At 62.4% G+C, this 16,580-nt stretch carries 15 protein-coding genes; 6 read left to right on the top strand and 9 right to left on the bottom strand.

Going from position 1 to position 16,580, the window contains the following annotated elements; all coding sequences use genetic code 11:
• Window positions 1-142 precede the first annotated feature (142 nt).
• The gene (fdhA, locus tag NCS00_RS20615; RefSeq protein ID WP_008354157.1) at window positions 143-1,339 is read right to left on the bottom strand and encodes a formaldehyde dehydrogenase, glutathione-independent; all 1,197 of its coding nucleotides are present in this window, start codon (window positions 1,337-1,339) and stop codon (window positions 143-145) included.
• Between the two features lie 227 nt (window positions 1,340-1,566).
• Here fdhA and betI point away from each other — a divergent pair, with 227 nt between their 5' ends.
• Genes betI through betA form a run of 3 tightly spaced genes read left to right on the top strand, consistent with a single transcriptional unit; the run spans window position 1,567 to window position 5,366 of the window.
• Window positions 1,567-2,154 carry a transcriptional regulator BetI gene (betI, locus tag NCS00_RS20610; RefSeq protein ID WP_250440857.1) on the top strand — a complete coding sequence of 196 codons (588 nt, stop codon included), beginning with the start codon at window positions 1,567-1,569 and terminating at the stop codon, window positions 2,152-2,154.
• 29 nt (window positions 2,155-2,183) lie between these two features.
• Complete coding sequence (gene betB / locus NCS00_RS20605; protein WP_250440856.1) at window positions 2,184-3,653, top strand: betaine-aldehyde dehydrogenase; 1,470 nt, start codon at window positions 2,184-2,186, stop codon at window positions 3,651-3,653.
• A gap of 12 nt (window positions 3,654-3,665) precedes the next feature.
• Entirely contained in the window at window positions 3,666-5,366 is a 1,701-nt protein-coding gene (gene betA, locus NCS00_RS20600; RefSeq protein WP_250440855.1) for a choline dehydrogenase, read from the top strand.
• A gap of 115 nt (window positions 5,367-5,481) precedes the next feature.
• On the opposite strand, the gene NCS00_RS20595 is transcribed toward betA, so the two are convergent.
• The 7 genes from NCS00_RS20595 to NCS00_RS20565 are packed head-to-tail and all read right to left on the bottom strand — an operon-like array spanning window position 5,482 to window position 12,817.
• A complete protein-coding gene (locus NCS00_RS20595; protein WP_008354170.1) occupies window positions 5,482-5,748 on the bottom strand; it encodes a hypothetical protein in 267 nt (88 codons plus the stop codon).
• Window positions 5,745-6,188, bottom strand: a complete 444-nt coding sequence (locus tag NCS00_RS20590; RefSeq protein ID WP_250440854.1) for a dihydroneopterin aldolase — start codon at window positions 6,186-6,188, stop codon at window positions 5,745-5,747. Before NCS00_RS20590 ends, NCS00_RS20595 begins: the two co-directional genes overlap by 4 nt.
• Complete coding sequence (locus NCS00_RS20585) at window positions 6,185-6,838, bottom strand: sarcosine oxidase subunit gamma (protein WP_175982377.1); 654 nt, start codon at window positions 6,836-6,838, stop codon at window positions 6,185-6,187. The genes NCS00_RS20590 and NCS00_RS20585 overlap by 4 nt, the downstream gene beginning before the upstream one ends.
• Window positions 6,828-9,830 (bottom strand): sarcosine oxidase subunit alpha family protein, encoded by a 3,003-nt coding sequence (locus NCS00_RS20580; RefSeq protein WP_250440853.1) that lies wholly within the window; start codon window positions 9,828-9,830, stop codon window positions 6,828-6,830. Before NCS00_RS20580 ends, NCS00_RS20585 begins: the two co-directional genes overlap by 11 nt.
• Window positions 9,827-10,126: a sarcosine oxidase subunit delta gene (locus NCS00_RS20575; protein WP_250440852.1), complete on the bottom strand. Its 300-nt coding sequence runs from the start codon at window positions 10,124-10,126 to the stop codon at window positions 9,827-9,829. Before NCS00_RS20575 ends, NCS00_RS20580 begins: the two co-directional genes overlap by 4 nt.
• A 20-nt stretch (window positions 10,127-10,146) precedes the next feature.
• Window positions 10,147-11,391: a sarcosine oxidase subunit beta family protein gene (locus tag NCS00_RS20570; protein WP_008354176.1), complete on the bottom strand. Its 1,245-nt coding sequence runs from the start codon at window positions 11,389-11,391 to the stop codon at window positions 10,147-10,149.
• Window positions 11,392-11,422: 31 nt separating this feature from the next.
• On the bottom strand, window positions 11,423-12,817 hold the full coding sequence (locus tag NCS00_RS20565; RefSeq protein WP_250440851.1) for an L-serine ammonia-lyase: 1,395 nt from the start codon (window positions 12,815-12,817) through the stop codon (window positions 11,423-11,425).
• 368 nt (window positions 12,818-13,185) lie between these two features.
• Between NCS00_RS20565 and NCS00_RS20560 the strand changes: the two genes are divergently transcribed.
• The 3 genes from NCS00_RS20560 (at window position 13,186) to NCS00_RS20550 (ending at window position 15,540) form a co-directional block, all read left to right on the top strand.
• Window positions 13,186-13,500 carry a hypothetical protein gene (locus NCS00_RS20560; RefSeq protein ID WP_033535841.1) on the top strand — a complete coding sequence of 105 codons (315 nt, stop codon included), beginning with the start codon at window positions 13,186-13,188 and terminating at the stop codon, window positions 13,498-13,500.
• A gap of 137 nt (window positions 13,501-13,637) precedes the next feature.
• The gene (locus tag NCS00_RS20555) at window positions 13,638-14,726 is read left to right on the top strand and encodes a GlxA family transcriptional regulator (RefSeq protein ID WP_175982375.1); all 1,089 of its coding nucleotides are present in this window, start codon (window positions 13,638-13,640) and stop codon (window positions 14,724-14,726) included.
• Window positions 14,727-14,775: 49 nt separating this feature from the next.
• On the top strand, window positions 14,776-15,540 hold the full coding sequence (locus NCS00_RS20550) for a class II aldolase/adducin family protein (RefSeq protein WP_008354180.1): 765 nt from the start codon (window positions 14,776-14,778) through the stop codon (window positions 15,538-15,540).
• 30 nt (window positions 15,541-15,570) lie between these two features.
• Here the strand turns inward: NCS00_RS20550 and NCS00_RS20545 are convergent, their stop codons facing one another.
• Window positions 15,571-16,506, bottom strand: a complete 936-nt coding sequence (locus NCS00_RS20545) for a choline ABC transporter substrate-binding protein (RefSeq protein WP_033535840.1) — start codon at window positions 16,504-16,506, stop codon at window positions 15,571-15,573.
• Window positions 16,507-16,580 lie beyond the last annotated feature (74 nt).

Raw genomic sequence — 16,580 nt, 5'->3', positions numbered from 1 at the left:
GAGTCGTGCGCTGTACTTGCTCATGAAAAAACACCCCAAATCGTTGAACGGGTGTCCAACTTTTGGGGTGCAGTTCATAACGGGATCCGGCAACAACAAGAAAACCGAAGGCCCCCAACCCGCCGGGGGCAAAAACAAAGGCTCAAGCCGCCTTCAACAACCCATGCGGATCGATAACAAACTTCCTCGGCGCTCCGCCATCAAACTTCCGATACCCATCCGGCGCTTCATCGAGCGAAACCACCGTCACATTGACGATATCGGCAATCGGCAACCGATCCCACAAAATCGCCTGCATCAGATTGCGGTTGTACTTCATGACCGGCGTCTGCCCCGTATGGAACGAATGCGACTTCGCCCAGCCCAGGCCGAAGCGAATGCTCAAACTCCCCTTCCTCGCCGCAGCATCGACCGCACCGGGATCGTCAGTCACGTAAAGACCCGGAATCCCGATCGCGCCCGCCGCCTTCGTAATCTCCATCAGCGAATTGAGCACCGTCGCGGGCGCTTCGTGACCGGCATCGCTGCCGTGACCGTGCGCTTCGAAACCCACGCAATCGACCGCGCAATCCACTTCCGGCTTGCCGAGAATCTGCTCGATCTGCTCGCCGAGCGTCGCATCCTTCGACAGGTTGATCGTCTCGAAGCCCATCGCGCGCGCATGCGCAAGACGCTCCTCGTTCATGTCGCCGACGATCGTGCAAGCCGCGCCCAGCAAGCGCGCCGACGCAGCCGCCGCCATCCCGACCGGCCCCGCGCCCGCGATATACACCGTCGAGCCCGGCCCCACGCCCGCCATCACCGCGCCGTGGTAACCCGTCGGAAGAATGTCGGAGAGACAAGTCAGATCGCGGATCTTGGACATCGCCTGCGCTTTGTCGGGAAACTTCAGCAGATTGAAGTCCGCGTACGGCACCATCACGTATTCCGCCTGACCGCCGATCCAGCCGCCCATGTCGACATAGCCATACGCGCCGCCCGCACGCGACGGATTCACGTTCAGGCACACGCCCGTATGCTGCGCCTTGCACGTCGGACAACGGCCGCACGCGACGTTGAATGGCACCGAAACCAGATCGCCGATGGCAAGCGTCTCGACATCGCGCCCCACTTCGATCACTTCGCCCGTAATCTCATGGCCGAGCACGAGGCCGACTTCCGCTGTCGTGCGGCCGCGCACCATATGCTGATCCGAGCCGCAAATGTTCGTGCTGACGACCCTCAGAATGACGCCGTGGCCGATGTCCCGCCCGCGTGGATCGACCATCTTCGGATAGTCGATGGATTGCACTTCGACCTTGCCCTGCCCCAGATACACGACGCCGCGATTGCTGCTCATTTATCGTCTCCTTGTTTCGTGGACGGCATGCGCGAACCATCCGACCGATGACCGCGCCCGTGCAACGAGGGTAGCGCTCTCGCGACGCCGCGACTCGCACTCAATGCGACGCACGTTTGACTGAAACCGACATCGCGCGCAGAAAACCTTTCGACCCGCTTTTTATTGATTGACCGTTCAAAATAAAAAAAATAGTATCTGCGCACATCGTCAGTCACGAAAAGACCATGCCCAAGCTCGGAATGCGCGATATCCGCCGCGCGCAACTCATCGACGCCACGTTGCATACCATCGACCAATCCGGACTTTCCGGCGCGACGCTCGCTTCGGTCGCGCAGCGCGCGAGCACGTCGACGGGCATCGTCAGCCATTACTTCGGCGACAAGGACGGTCTGCTCGAAGCCACGATGCGCCATGTGCTGCGCTCGCTATGGCAAGGCACGTCGCGCCGCCGCAAAGCCGCGAAGCCCGATCCGCGATCGAAACTGCGCGCGGTCGTCGCGGCGAATTTCGATGTCGAACAGGTGAACGGGCCCGTCATGAAAACCTGGCTCGCGTTCTGGTCGGAAAGCATGCACAAGCCGGAATTGCGCCGGCTGCAGCGCGTGAACACGCGGCGTCTGCATTCGAACCTGTGCGCGGATTTCGCGCGTGCCTTGACGAAGCCCGCCGCGCGCCGCGCCGCAAGCGGCCTCGCCGCGCTGATCGACGGCCTGTGGCTGCGCGGCGCGCTGGCCGGCGAGCCGTTCGACACGAAGGACGCGCTGCGGCTCGCTTACGAATACATCGACCTCGTGCTGGAAGCGCACGGCTGATTAATCACATTCAAGGAAAGGAGCGCGACATGTCCGCATTCGGAGAGCAACGGCTTTATATCGGCGGCGAATACGTCGATGCGACAAGCGGCGAAACCTTCGACACGCTCGATCCCGCGACCGGCGAAACGCTCGCGCGCGTGCAGCGGGCGTCGCAGGCGGATATCGATCGCGCGGTGAAATCGGCGCGCGAAGGCCAGCGCGAATGGGCCGCGATGACCGCGATGCAGCGCTCGCGCATCCTGCGCCGCGCGGTCGATCTGCTGCGCGCGCGCAACGACGAACTCGCCGCGATCGAAACACGCGATACCGGCAAGCCGATCGCGGAGACGCGCGCCGTCGATATCGTCACGGGCGCGGATGTCATCGAGTATTACGCGGGGCTCGCGACGGCCATCGAAGGTGAGCAGATTCCGCTGCGCGAATCGTCGTTCGTTTATACGCGGCGCGAACCGATCGGCGTGTGCGCGGGCATCGGCGCGTGGAATTATCCGATTCAGATCGCGTGCTGGAAATCCGCGCCCGCGCTCGCGGCGGGCAACGCGATGATCTTCAAGCCGAGCGAAATCACGCCGCTGACTGCGTCGAAGCTCGCGGAAATCTATACGGAAGCGGGCCTGCCCGCGGGCGTCTTCAATGTCGTGCATGGCGACGGACGCGTCGGCGCGATGCTCGCGGAACATGCGGGCATCGAGAAGATATCGTTCACGGGCGGCGTCGAAACCGGCAAAAAAGTGATGGCGCGCGCGGGCGGATCGACGCTCAAGGAAGTGACGATGGAACTCGGCGGCAAGTCGCCGCTCATCGTATTCGACGACGCCAACCTCGAACGCGCCGCCGATATCGCAATGAGCGCGAACTTCTTCAGTTCCGGACAGGTATGCACGAACGGCACGCGCGTGTTCGTCGAACGCGGTGTCATCGGCAAGTTCGAAGCGCTCGTGATGGAGCGCGTGAAGCGCATTCGCATCGGCGCGCCCGATGATCCGCGGACGAATTTCGGGCCGCTCGCGAGCGCCGCGCAGTTGCAGAAGGTGCTGACGTATATCGAGAGCGGCAAGCGCGAAGGCGCGCGGCTCGTCGCGGGCGGTGGGCGCATGACCGACGGCGCATTCGCGCGCGGCCAGTACGTCGAGCCGACCGTGTTCGCTGATTGCCGCGACGACATGCGCATCGTGCGCGAAGAAATTTTCGGGCCTGTGATGAGCATCCTCGCGTTCGATGACGAAGACGAAGTCATCGCGCGCGCCAACGATACCGACTACGGCCTCGCGGCGGGCGTCGTGACGGAGAACCTGTCGCGCGCGCATCGCGTGATTCATCGGCTCGAAGCGGGCATCTGCTGGATCAATACGTGGGGAGAGTCGCCGGCGGAAATGCCCGTCGGCGGATACAAGCAATCGGGCGTCGGGCGCGAGAACGGCATCGTCACGCTGAGCGCCTTTACGCGCATAAAGTCCGTGCAGGTCGAGCTCGGTCCCTATCAGCCTGTGTTTTAAGGAGCATGTGCGATGAGCGCGAACGAATACGATTACATCATCGTCGGTGCGGGATCGGCGGGCAACGTGCTCGCGTCGCGTCTCACGGAAGACGAAGACGTGACGGTGCTGCTGCTCGAAGCGGGCGGGCCGGATTATCGCTTCGACTTTCGCACGCAGATGCCTGCGGCGCTGGCTTATCCGCTGCAAGGGCGGCGATACAACTGGGCCTATGAAACCGAGCCCGAGCCGCATATGAACAACCGTCGGATGGAGTGCGGGCGCGGCAAGGGGCTGGGCGGATCGTCGCTGATCAACGGCATGTGTTATATCCGCGGCAATGCGCTCGATTACGACAACTGGGCGTCGATGCCCGGTCTCGAGAACTGGAGTTATCTCGACTGTCTGCCGTATTTCCGCAAAGCGGAGACGCGCGATATCGGACCGAATGCGTATCACGGCGGCGATGGTCCCGTGCATGTGACGACGAGCAAGCCCGGCAACAATCCGCTTTTCGCCGCGATGGTCGAGGCGGGCGTGCAGGCGGGTTATCCGCGTACCGAGGATCTCAACGGTTATCAGCAGGAAGGCTTCGGTCCGATGGATCGCACCGTGACCGCGAAGGGACGTCGTGCGAGCACGGCGCGCGGGTATCTGGATCGCGCGAAGCATCGTGCCGGGTTGACCATCGTGACGCATGCGATCACGGATCGTGTGTTGTTCTCGGGTAAGCGGGCTATCGGCGTTGCTTATCTGCATGGCGGGCAGCGCGTGACGGCGCATGTGCGGCGCGAAGTGCTCGTGTGCAGCGGGGCGATTGCATCGCCTCAGTTGTTGCAGCGCTCGGGCGTCGGACGGTCTGACTGGCTGAAGGAGTTGGAGATTCCTGTCGTGCATGATCTGCCGGGCGTCGGTGAGAACTTGCAGGATCATCTCGAGATGTACATGCAGTACGAATGCAAGGAGCCGGTGTCCTTATATCCGGCGTTGCAGTGGTGGAATCAGCCGGCGATCGGGCTCGAATGGATGCTGAACGGGACGGGCATCGGCGCGAGCAATCAGTTCGAAGCGGGCGGCTTCATCCGCACGCGCGACGAGGATCTTTGGCCGAACATCCAGTACCACTTTCTTCCGGTCGCGATCAATTACAACGGCTCGAATCCGATAAAGATGCATGGGTTCCAGGCGCATGTCGGATCGATGCGCTCGCCGAGTCGGGGGCGCGTGAAGCTCAAGTCGCGCGATCCGAACGCGCATCCGAGCATTCTTTTCAACTACATGGCCGATCCGCTCGACTGGCGCGAGTTTCGCGATGCCATTCGGATTACGCGCGAGATCATGCGGCAGCCCGCGCTCGCGCGATATCGCGGGCGGGAGTTGCATCCGTCGGATGATCTGCAAAGCGATGCGGAACTCGATGCGTTCGTGAGGGCGAAGGCGGAGACGGCTTTTCACCCTTCGTGCTCGTGCAAGATGGGTTATGACGATATGGCTGTCGTCGACGGCGAAGGACGCGTGCATGGGATGGAAGGATTGCGCGTCGTGGATGCGTCGATCATGCCGCAGATCACGACCGGGAATCTCAATGCGCCGACGATCATGTTGGCGGAGAAGATTGCGGATCGGATTAGAGGCGTTGCTGCGTTGGGGCGGGCGGAGACGGCTTATTTTGTGGCGCGGGGGAAACGGGCGCGGGAGGTGGTGGGGGCGAAGGGGGGGTTGGTGGGGGTTTGAGGTGGGAGCTCCGCTTGGGCGGAGGGGGCTAACGGGGGTTGTAGGTGTGTGGAGACAAATCGGGTCTATCTCCGCGCACGGCTCGATCGTCGCATTCCTCCGCCCCCGCGGAGCTTCAACTCCCCCCAAACCTCCCCCTAGCCGCCTCCACCACCCTAACCACCGCCTCCGCGCTCAACCGCGCCGCCACGACCCTCACATACTCATGATGCCTGGCCTCTAACGGCGCATCGAGATACTGCGCATGCAGATACCGAATCAACGCAATCCGCCGATGCTTCAGCGCGATACTTCGATCCAGCAGCTTAAGCGCCGCATCCGCATCATGCTTCTTGCATGCACGTTCGGAGAGCTGCGCAGCCGAATCACGCGACGCGTTCATCGCCGGACTACAGCCGCATCCCACGCATCGACGCGCAACCGCCAAGCATCGAAATCCGCCCGACGCCAGTCGAGTTCAAGCCCAAGCCGCTTCGTGCCCTCACGAATCTTCGGCTTGTGCAGCACCAAAGTAAGCGCATCCAGCGCCGGCCACTCTTCGAACGACAACGCGGCGATCTCCACCGCGAGCGTCTCCAGCAAGCGCGTATGCGCCTTCCCTTCAAGAAACGCGCTCACGCGATTGCACCACGCCTCGTAATCAATGAGACCATCGTCCGATTCATGCGGCATGCCGCGATAACGCAGGCTCGCATCGATGCACACGGGCTGCGGCCCTTCATGCTCATGCTCATACAAGCCGACGCGCGTCTTCACGATCAACTCATCGACGATCACGCGCCAGCCCAGGCCACCCGCGGCAAGCGGTTCGAACGGCTTCATGAGAGCAACGGCGCGGCGGCGTCGAGCATCATCTTCACGAAGTAATCGGCGAAGCTGCGGCGCACGATTATCTCGAAGCGATCGCCGCCCAGCGGCACGAGCGTAAGCGATGCCTTGAAGTAATGGCTCTGCGCGCATTGTCCTTCGCCGAAAACCTTCGGATGCAGATCGAGCGGACAACCGCGCGAAAGCACGTCACGCGTCTTCGGGCCATCGATTTCGAGCACCGTATAACCGCTGCCGATATCCACCGCCGCCGAGAACTGTCCGACGAACGCGTCGCGCAGTTTCGCTTCGAGCGGCGCGGGACGCGATGCATCGTGCGCCGTATCCGAATGCACGAGCCATTCATCGGGACCGAGCCACAGCATCGTATAACCGTTGCCGCGCGCAATAGTGTTCGCCTTCTCGGGCGGCGTGCAGCCGATCACGCTCTGCACCGCCTTCGCGAACGCCGGATCGCGCGTATCGCCACGCACGTTCACGAGTTCGAGGAACGGCCGCTCGGCCAGACGAAACGCTTTCGGCGAGCCCGACTGATGCGTCTTCATCAACGCATCCGCGCCGACGAGCGGAGACTCCTGCCACACACCCTGTCCGCTGATTGCGCGATCGACGACCGTCGAGGAACCTTTGATCTCATTCAACATGCTGACGTGCTCCTTCGCTGTCGTAGAACACTGAACTGGTGATTTTTGCGTTGACCCGCTTGCCGTTCGCGAGCGGAATCATGACCGATTCGCCGATCTTCTCCAGACCGCCCTTCACGACGGCCAACGCAATCGAGCGCTTCAAAATAGGGCTGTAATAGCTCGACGTGACGTGTCCGAGCATCGGCGCGGTATCGCCCTGAAACGGTCCCGCGACGATCTGCGCGCCTTCCGGCAGCACGAACGAAGGATCGTCGGTGAGCAGGCCGACGAACTGCTTTCGCCCTTGTTTTGCAGTGTCCGAACGCGTGAGCGAGCGCTTGCCGATGAAGTCCTTGGACTTCGCGACAAGCCCGCCCATGCCGAGGTCGTAGGGCGTCATCGAGCCGTCCGTATCCTGTCCGACGATGATGTAGCCCTTCTCCGCGCGCAGCACGTGCATCGTTTCCGTGCCGTACGGCGTAATGTCGAATTCAGCGCCCGCGAGCATCAGCGCTTCCCACACCGCGCGTCCGACATTCGCGGGCACGTTCACTTCATACGCGAGCTCGCCCGAGAAACTGATCCGCATCACGCGCGCCGATGCGCCCGCCACCGTGCCATCGCGATAGCTCATGAACGGGAACGCCGCGTTCGCGAAGTCGATGTCGTGACACACTTTCTGCAGCACCTTGCGGCTGTTCGGTCCGACGACCGCGAACGTCGCCCAGTGATCCGTCACCGATGCGAGACGCACGCGCATGTCGGGCCATTCGGTCTGCAGCCAGCGTTCGAGCCACGTCAGCACGCGCGCCGCGCCGCCGGTGGTCGTCGTCATCATGTAATGCTGTTCGCCGAGACGCACCGTGACGCCATCGTCGAAGATCATGCCGTTCTCGTCGAGCATCAGCCCGTAACGGCACTTGCCGACTTCGAGCTTGCTCCACGGATTCGTGTACATCCAGTTCAGGAGCTTCGCCGAATCGGGGCCTTGAATGTCGATCTTGCCGAGCGTCGATGCATCGAGAATGCCGACGCTCTGACGCACCGCGAGCGACTCGCGCGCGACCGCCGCGTGCATGTCCTCGCCCGCCTTCGGGTAGTACCAGGGACGCTTCCAGTTGCCCACATCCTCGAACATCGCGCCGTTCTCGACGTGCCATTCGTGGATCGCGGTCTTGCGCACCGGATCGAGAAACTCGCCCAGCTCGCGGCCCGCGAACGTGCCGAAAGTGACAGGGGTGTAATTCGGGCGGAACGTCGTCGTGCCGGTCTCGGGAATCGTCTTGCCCAAGGCTTGCGCGAGAATCGCCATGCCGTTGATGTTGCCGAGCTTGCCCTGATCGGTGCCGAAGCCCATCGCCGTATAACGCTTGACGTGCTCGACCGATTCGAAGCCTTCGCGCGCCGCAAGATAGATGTCGGCCGCCGACACGTCGTTCTGGAAGTCGACGAATTGCTTCGGACCGCGCGTCGACAATTCCTTGTTGCCGACGATCCACAGCGGCAACATCGGCGCTTCGACGATTTCAGCGACTTGCACGGCAGCCGGCTTCACGACGATATGACCCGCGGCGCGCGCCGCTTCCGCGCCCGCATCCGCGCCGAGGCGAATGCCGCGCGACAGCGAGAACTCGCCCGCGCATGCGCCGACGCTGCTCTCCAGTTGCATCGCCTTGCCCGGCACGAAGCACGCTTTCTCTTCGTGCCAGTGCGCCTTGCCGCCCGATTGCGCGAAGAGATGCAGCACGGGGCTCCAGCCCCCCGACATGGCGACGAGATCGCATGGCAGGTCTGTCTGCTTCTGACCGACCTGGCCTTTGTCGTACGAAGCCACTTCAACCGATGCAACCCGCAGCTTGCCGCGCGCAGCCGTGATGACCGCGTTGTTCAGCACGCGCACGCCGTAGCGTCGCGCGGCCGCGGGCAACGTGCCCTTCGATTCGGCCGGACGCGGATCGACGACGGTCACATCCGCGCCTGCCGCCTTCAGATCGAGCGCGCATTGATATGCGTCGTCGTTGTTGGTGAACACAACGGCGTTGCGGCCCGGCATCACCGCATAGCGATGCAGATACGTCGACACCGCCGACGCCAGCATGATGCCCGGCAGATCGTTGTTGCCGAAAACGATCGGGCGCTCGTGCGCGCCGGTCGCGAGCACGACGCGTTTCGCGCGCACTTTCCACATCAGTTCGCGCGTGCCGCTGCGGCGCGATATCGGCAGATGCTCCGTCAGACGCTGCGTGACCGTGACGAGGTTGTGATCCTGATAACCGAACGCCGTGCTGCGCGAAAGAACCTTCACATCGGGCATCTTGCGCAGTTCGCCTTCGATTTTCTGCACCCATTGCAGCGCGGGCTTGCCGTCGATCTCCGCGCGGCACGACAGAAGGGATCCGCCGAGTTCGCGCTGATCGTCGACGAGAATCACGCGCGCGCCCGACAAACCCGCCGCATGCGCCGCCGCGAGACCCGAAGGTCCGCCGCCGATCACGAGCACGTCGCAATGCGCGAAGCACTTGTCGTAGCGATCGGCATCGAGTTGCTTCGGCGCTTCGCCGAGACCCGCTGCATCGCGAATCACTTCCTCGTATTTCGGCCACAACTTGCGCGGCCACATGAACGTCTTGTAGTAGAAGCCTGCGGGAATGAAGCGCGCGATCTTCTGATTGACCGCCATGCGATCGTTTTCGATGTTCGGCTTCGCGTTCACGCTCTGCGCGACGAGCCCTTGATACAGCTCGACTTCGGTAGCGCGCGCATTCGGCACGGTGTACGCGCCGGTTTCGAGTTGCACGATTGCGTTCGGCTCTTCGACGCCCGCCGTGATGATCCCGCGCGGACGGTGATACTTCCAGCTGCGCGCGACGAAGCGCTCGCCGTTCGCGAGCAGCGCGGACGCGAGCGTATCGCCTTCGAAGCCCTGATACGTCTTGCCGTTGAACGTGAAGGTGACGGGAATCGCACGATTGATGCGCCCGCCCATGCCGAGTCGGTCTTTCTGGCTCATTTCGACGTGCCTCCGTTGTCATGCATCACAGCCAGCGGACGGTCGAACGTCTCGTAGCCTAGAATTTCATATGAAACCGTATCGCGCTGCACTTTGAACCAGCGGCGGCAGCCTTGCGCATGATTCCATTGCTCGCGATGCACGCCGCGCGGATTCTTGCGCATGAAGAGGTAGTCGCCCCACTCGCGGTCGGAGAGCTTTTCGGTGTCGAGCGGGCGCGCGATATCCGCTTCGCCGCCGCAGGAAAATTCGGTTTCGGCGCGCGGCCCGCACCAGGGGCATTCGATCAGCAACATGTTTTTCGCTCCTAATGCGATTAGTGGGCCACGGCAGCCGCGCCGTGTTCGTCGATCAGATGACCGGTATAGAAACGATCGAGCGAGAACGGCGCGTTCAGCGGATGCGGCTCGTCCTTCGCGATCGTGTGCGCGTAGGCCCAGCCCGAACCCGGCGTCGCCTTGAAGCCGCCCGTGCCCCATCCGCAGTTGAAGTACAGACCCTTCACGTCGGTCTTGGAGATGATCGGGCACGCATCCGGCGATACGTCGACGATGCCGCCCCACTGACGATTCATCCGCACGCGCGAGAACACGGGGAACATCTCGACGATCGCTTCCAGCGTGCCTTCGATGATGTGAAAGCTGCCGCGCTGACCGAAGCCCGTGTATTGATCGACGCCCGCGCCGATCACGAGGTCGCCCTTGTCGGACTGGCTGATGTACGCATGCACCGCGTTCGACATCACGACCGTGTTCACGACCGGCTTGATCGGCTCCGACACGAGCGCCTGCAACGGATGGCTTTCGAGCGGCAGGCGCACGCCGGCCATGTCGGCGAGCGTCGTCGTGTTGCCCGCCGTGACGACCGCGACCTTCTTCGCCTTGATGAAGCCCTTCGTCGTATCGACGCCCGTCACCTGACTGCCGTCGCGGCGAATGCCCACGACCTGGCAGTTCTGGATGATGTCGACGCCCGCGCGATCCGCGCCGCGCGCGAAGCCCCACGCGACCGCATCGTGACGCGCGACGCCGCCGCGACGCTGAATCGACGCGCCCAGCACCGGATAGCGGCTGTTGAGATTGATCGTCGGCTCGATTTCCTTGATCTGCTGCGGCGTGAGGAACTCGGCATCGACGCCGTTGAGACGGTTCGCGTTCACGCGGCGCTCGGTATCGCGCACGTCCTGCAGCGTATGCGCGAGATTCATCACCCCGCGCTGCGAAAACATCACGTTGTAGTTGAGGTCTTGCGAGAGGCCCTCCCACAGCTTCATCGCTTTTTCGTACAACGCCGCCGATTCATCCCACAGATAGTTCGAGCGCACGATGGTCGTGTTGCGCGCGGTATTGCCGCCGCCGATCCAGCCCTTCTCGAGAATCGCGACGTTCGTGATGCCGTGCTCCTTCGCGAGGTAATACGCGGTCGCGAGACCATGACCGCCGCCGCCGACGATCACCACGTCGTACTCGCGCTTCGGCTCGGGACTTCGCCACTGGCGCTCCCAGTTCTCGTGATACGACATGCCGTTGCGTAAGAGGCTGAAGATGGAATAGCGGCTCATGGTGTTTCTCTTCCTTCGTGGGGTCCTGAATTCAGCATTCGATGACGTTCACGGCGAGGCCACCGCGCGACGTCTCCTTGTATTTCGTCTTCATGTCCGCGCCGGTTTCGCGCATCGTCTTGATGACCGAATCGAGCGACACGTAATGCTTGCCGTCGCCCTTCATCGCCATGCGCGCGGCGTTGATCGCCTTGATCGCGCCCATCGCATTGCGCTCGATGCACGGAATCTGCACGAGGCCGCCAACGGGGTCGCACGTCATGCCGAGGTTGTGTTCCATGCCGATTTCCGCGGCGTTTTCGACTTGCGCGGGCGTGCCGCCCATGACGGCGGCGAGCGCGGCGGCGGCCATCGAACAGGCGACGCCGACTTCGCCCTGACAACCCACTTCCGCGCCCGAGATCGACGCCGTTTCCTTGTAGATGATGCCGATGGCCGCGGCTGTCAGAAGGAAGCGCACGATGCCGTCATCGTTCGAGCCGTGCATGAACTTCACGTAGTAATGCAGCACGGCGGGAATCACGCCGGCCGCGCCATTGGTCGGCGCGGTGACGACGCGGCCGCCCGCCGCGTTCTCTTCGTTGACGGCCATCGCGTAGAGATTGACCCAGTCGAGCATCGACAGCGGGTCGCGCAGCGACTCTTCCGAGCGCGACCGCAGCGACGCGGACAGATCGGCGGCGCGGCGCTTGACTTGCATCGGACCGGGCAGCTCGCCGCGCTCCTTGCAGCCGCGCTCCACGCACGCGGCCATCACGCGCCACACCGCGAGCATGCCTTCGCGGACTTCGGATTCGCTGCGATTCGCGCATTCGTTTTGCATGGTCACGTCGGCGATAGACAGACCTGTCTCCCGACAGACGCGCATGAGATCGTCGCCGGTGCGAAACGGGTACGGCACCGTATTGGCCGCGCGCAAGCCGTTCACGCGATCGCCTTCGCGATTCACGACGAAGCCGCCGCCGACCGAGTAATACTCCTTCTCGACGAGAAGCTGGCCGTTCTCGTCGAACGCCTGAAAGCGCATGCCGTTCGGATGCACGATGCTCGATCCCGGCGCGCCCGGCATCAGCTTGCGATAGAAGCCGATATGCTCGCGCTCCTCGAACATCACATCGTGCTTGCCGAGCAGCTTCAGGCGCTTCGTCGCGCGGATTTCCGCGAGACGCGGCGCGATGACGTCCGGATCGATGAGATCGGGCAGATTCCCTTCGAGGCCGAGCAACACGGCCTTGTCGGTGCCGTGGCCTTTGCCGGTCGCGCCGAGCGAGCCGAACAGCTCGGCGCGCACGCGCGTGACGAAGGCGAGCAGATTGGCGTCTTCGATATGCGACGCGAAGCGGCACGCCGCGATCATCGGCCCGACGGTATGCGAACTCGACGGTCCGATGCCGATCTTGAACAGATCGAAGACGCTGACGTTCATTGGCGTGTCCCTTGGGTTGGCGAGATGTTCCGGCATGGCGCTCATTGCACCAAACCCAGAAAAGACCCGATAGAACAAAAACGCCATCGAAATGGGATCGCGGCGTCAGCGCCGTTTTTCGCGCGTGGACGACGTCGGATTTCCGATGATTTCAGGCCCGGCGACGCAAGCGCGACGGCGCGTAACAGAGCATTTCGCGCCCGGCGCGTTTTTGCGCATCTTCGTTGCACATCCCGCATTTTTGAGACTGGTCCGAAGCGTCGCGCCGACAGGCATCGGTATATTCCCTAGGTCTTGAGGTGAGCCACGCCTATAGGTTTCGGATCACTCGTCCTTTCCGCCTTTTCTTGCTTATCCGGTTCGCATCGATGGAAACTCACGCCTTACCCGACCAGTTCTTCAAATCCTGGATCCTCGCTTTCCTTATCAGCGTGGCTGTCGTCGGCACGCTTCAGGCAGTCGATCTGCTCGCCGTCGATCGGGTGCTCACGCGTCAGGTGCCCGTCTGGATCGCGCTGATGCTGCTCTGCTCGATCGATCCCGCCCTGCGCTACTTCGGCGTGTTGAAGGCCGAAGTCGAACAGCGCTGGGCCGATTACACGATCGCGAGCGTGCTCGGCCGCGCGGCGGGCGCGCTCATCGGCGGCGCTTTCGCCTGGGGCTTCGCGGTGCTCGGCGGCTGAAGCGCACCGCTTCGATTCATGGTTATTTGCGCGGCCGGCGTCACACGACGCCGGCCGCGTTCCATTTCTGACGCACGCCCGATGCTCGCGGCCGAGTGATATGCTCGCTGGATAACGTCCAGCCGCATGTCTCCCGCATGAACGCCGCAGAATCTCTTCCGCCGTCGTCTGTCGACGGTCAATCGAAATCGCGCATCCGCTTCGGCATCATCCTGCTGCCGAATTTCACGCTGACCGCGTTCTCCGGTTTCGTCGATCTGCTGCGCCTTTCCGCCGATGAAGGCGATTTCAGCCGACCGGTGCGCTGCTCGTGGAGCGTGATCGGCGAGACGCTCGCGCCCGTTCGCGCGAGTTGCGGCATACAGATCACGCCGTGGGAAACCTACGATCAGGCCGAGCCTTTCGATTACGTCGTCGTGGTCGGCGGCCTGCTGCATTCCGGCCCCGCGACGAGCGATGCGACGCTGCAGTTCATCCGCCGCGCGGCTGCCTCAAATGCAACGCTCGTCGGCATGTGCACCGGCGTGTTCTCGCTGATGCGCGCGGGCGTGCTCGAAGGCCATCGCATCTGCGTGAGCTGGTTTCATTATTGGGACTTCGTCGAGCGATTCCCGCACGCGGATGAGCAATCGCTCGTCGCGGACCGGCTCTTTGTCATCGACAGAAGGCGCATTACGTGTTCGGGCGGGCGCGCATCGATCGATGTCGCCGCCGCCATTCTGCTGCGTCACTTCGAAACGGCGACGGTGCAAAAGGCGCTGCGCATCCTGCTCGTCGATGACATGCAGAAGGGCAACGCGCCGCAGCCGCATCCGCCGGGTCTCGCGCCCGCGACGCATCCGAAAGTAAAACGTGCGATCCTGCTTATGGAGCAGCACGTCGGCCGTTCGCTTACGCTCGATGAACTCGCGCACAAGCTCGATCTTTCGACGCGGCAACTCGAACGGTTATTCAAGGCGGAGACGGGCAAGGCGCCGCAGGCGTATGCGAAGCAGGTGCGGCTGCGCACGGCGGCGTGGCTGCTGACGAGTTCGGACAAGACGGTCGCCGATATCGCATCGAGTTGCGGCTTTTCCGACGCATCGCATCTGGGCCGCGAATTCCGCAAGCAATTCGGCCTGCCGCCGATGATGTATCGCGAGCAGGGCGGCGCGCCGGATGCGCCGGATGCAAATCACGCAATGGATTACGACGAAACTTTCCCGGGCCGCGCGCAGGCAATCTAGCAGGATCTGAATACGTTTTCCGCGGCTCATCAAACCAAGGAGGAACGGCATGGAGACTCACGGATACTCGCAGGAAGAATGGAAAGTGCGCTGTGATCTCGCGGCGCTGTATCGCGTGATCGGGCACTTTCGCTGGACCGACATGATCTTCACGCACATCAGCGCGCGCGTGCCGGGCACCGATCATCACTTTCTGATCAACCGTTATGGCGTGCTTTTCGACGAGATGCGCGCATCGGATCTCGTGAAGATCGATCATGAAGGGCGGCCGGTCGAAGCGGGCGCACGCGATGATCCCGCGCGATATCTCGTGAATCCGGCGGGCTTCACGATTCACTCCGCGATTCACATGGCACGGCCCGATGTGTTTTGCGTCGTGCATACGCATACGGCGGCGGGCGCGGCGGTATCGGCGCAAAAACAGGGCTTATTGCCGATCAGTCAGCATGCGTTGAAGTATTACGGACATATCGCGTATCACGACTATGAAGGCATTGCGCTGGACCTCGCGGAGCGCGATCGCCTCGTCAACGATCTCGGCTCGCATAACGCGATGATCCTGAAGAATCACGGGTTATTGTCGTGCGGAAAGTCCATTCCGGAAGCGTTCCAGGAAATGTACTTTCTTGAACGCGCTTGCGAGATTCAGATTCGCGCGCTGGCGGGCAATGCGGAATTGAATCTGCCGTCGCAGAGGGTTTGCGAGTTGACTGCGGAGCAATATCGGCGCGATGAAGCCGATGGAATCATGGCGTTGCAGTGGCAAGCGGCGTTGAGAATGATCGAAGGCGCGAAGCCGGATTATCGGACCTGACGCGCCTTCGTTGAATCACTGCGTCAGTTTTCAGTTGCCGGCGACATACGCCTTCACTGCCGGCAACCCATCCTTCCCGTCGAACGTCTTTACGCCCGCAAGCCATTTATCGAGCACCGCCGGATTCGCCTTCAGCCATTCGCGCGCCGCCTTGTTCGCATCCGTCTTGTTCATGATCGGCAGCATCACGTGGTTCTCGATATCCGTCGTGAACTGCAGGTTGGACACGAGCTTCGCGACATTCGGACAGCGCGTGTCGTAATCCGTCGGCGTGACGGTCAGCACTTTTGCTTCGCCATAGTTCGGCCCGAAGACATCGTCGCCGCCCGCGAGATAGTCGATCTTCATCTGCACGTTCATCGGATGCGGCTCCCAGCCGAGGAACACGATCGGCTTCTTGTCGCGAATCGCGCGATTCACTTCCACGAGCATGCCCGCCTCGCTCGATTCCACGAGCTTGAACTTGCCGAGCCCGTACAGGTTGTTGTCGATCATCTTCTTGATGAGCGCATTGCCGTCGTTGCCCGGCTCGATGCCGTAGATCTTGCCGTCGAGCTTGTCGTAGTTCTTCGCGATGTCGTTGAAGTTCTTGATGCCCGCCTGATACGCATAATCCGGCACCGCGAGCGTGTACTTCGCGCCCGTCAAGTTCGGCGTCGGCAAGACCTTCACCTGATTCGCTTTCCTGAACGAATCGATCATCGGGTCCATCGTCGGCGACCAGTAGCCGAGGAACACGTCGATCTGCTTGCTCTTCACGCCCGCGAACGTGATCGGCACGGACGCGATCGTCTTCGTCGGGTTGTAGCCCAAGCCCTGAAGAACGGTCGATGCAAGTCCGGTGGTCGCGGCGATATCCGTCCAGCCGACATCCGCAAAGCGCACGTTCCTGCACGCGGCAGGCTCGGCTGCATACGCTCCCGACAAACCAGATAGCAAAGCTGCCGCGATCCACAATCGTTTCATCGATCTCTCTCCGAAGTTATTTTCAAGGCATGACGCGGCCCGCACGCGAGGCTTTCATACCAAGCCCGCGCGGC

Source organism: Caballeronia sp. AZ1_KS37, assembly GCF_023631165.1.
GTDB classification, from domain to species: domain Bacteria; phylum Pseudomonadota; class Gammaproteobacteria; order Burkholderiales; family Burkholderiaceae; genus Caballeronia; species Caballeronia zhejiangensis.
This window is presented reverse-complemented; position numbering and strand designations above follow the sequence as displayed.